The following is a 1,331-nucleotide window of genomic DNA, read 5'->3' as shown; positions in this document are numbered from 1 at the left end:
GACCTCGCCCCGGAGCCCCTCGGCCACGGGCTCAAGCAGCGCCATCTGACCATGCTGGGCCTGGGCGGCGTGATCGGCGCCGGGCTCTTCGTCGGTTCGGGCGCGGGCATCACCATCGCCGGTCCCGCGATCATCGTGTCCTACCTGCTCGCGGGCGTCCTGGCGATGCTGGTGATGCGGATGCTCGGCGAGATGTCGGCCGCCATGCCCGCCTCGGGCTCGTTCTCGGTGCACGCCGAGCGGGCGTTGGGCCGTTGGGCCGGATTCTCCGCGGGCTGGCTGTACTGGTTCCTGCTGGTCGTGGTCCTGGCCGTGGAGGCCACCGGCGCCGCGAAGATCGCGAACGGCTGGGTGCCGGAGATCGCCCAGTGGGCCTGGGTGCTGATCTTCATGGTGGTCTTCACCGCGAGCAACCTGGCCGCCGTGCGCAACTTCGGCGAGTTCGAGTTCTGGTTCGCCACCCTCAAGGTCGGCGCCATCGTCCTCTTCCTCGTCCTGTCCACCCTGGCGATCTTCGGCCTCCTCCCGGACACCGACCCCATCGGCCTGACCAACCTGAGCGGCCAGGGCGGCTTCGCACCCCACGGCTTCAGCGGAGTCATCGCCGGCATGCTCGCCGTCGTCTTCGCCTTCGGCGGCCTCGAAGTCGTCACCATCGCCGCCGCCGAGTCCGACGACCCCGCCCGCTCCGTCGCCCGCGCCGTGCGCAGCGCGGTGTGGCGCATCCTCTTCTTCTACATCGGCTCCATGCTCGTCATCGTCACCCTGCTCCCCTGGGACTCGATGAAGCCCGGCGAGAGCCCCTACGTCGCCGTCCTCGACTCCATCGGCATCCCCGGCGCCGGACAGATCATGAACATCGTGGTGTTCGTGGCCCTCCTGTCCGCCCTGAACGCCAACCTCTACGGCTCCTCCCGCATGGTGTTCTCCCTCGCCGAGCGCGGCGAGGCGCCCAAGGCACTCCTGACCGTCTCGCGGGGCGGGGTGCCGCGGCGCGCGGTCTTCGCGTCGGTCACCTTCGGCTTCGTCTCCGTCGTCCTGAACCTGCTGTGGCCCGACACCGTCTTCCTCTACATGCTCAACGCCGTCGGCGCGGTACTGCTGTTCGTGTGGGCGCTGATCGCCGTCTCACAGCTGAAGCTGCGCCGCCGGATCGAACGGGAGATGCCGGACAGGCTCACCCTGCGCATGTGGTGCTTCCCCTACCTGACCTGGGTCGCACTCGCCGGCATGGCGGCCGTCCTCGTCCTCATGCTCTTCGACGACGACGCACGCCCCCAGCTCCTGTGGTCGGGCGGTGCGGCCCTCGCCGTCCTCCTCGTCGCGGGGGC

1 protein-coding gene is annotated in these 1,331 nt (G+C 69.8%); it reads left to right on the top strand.

The window, feature by feature from the left end:
- On the top strand, positions 1-1,331 hold a 1,331-nt coding region (locus tag ACIBEA_RS44605; RefSeq protein ID WP_399270317.1), incomplete at both ends, for an amino acid permease.

Origin of the sequence: Streptomyces sp. NPDC051555, assembly GCF_044454405.1 — a bacterium.
In the GTDB taxonomy this organism is placed as follows: domain Bacteria; phylum Actinomycetota; class Actinomycetes; order Streptomycetales; family Streptomycetaceae; genus Streptomyces.
Note: the sequence above shows the minus strand (reverse complement) of the source record. Positions and strands in the feature narration are given on the sequence as shown.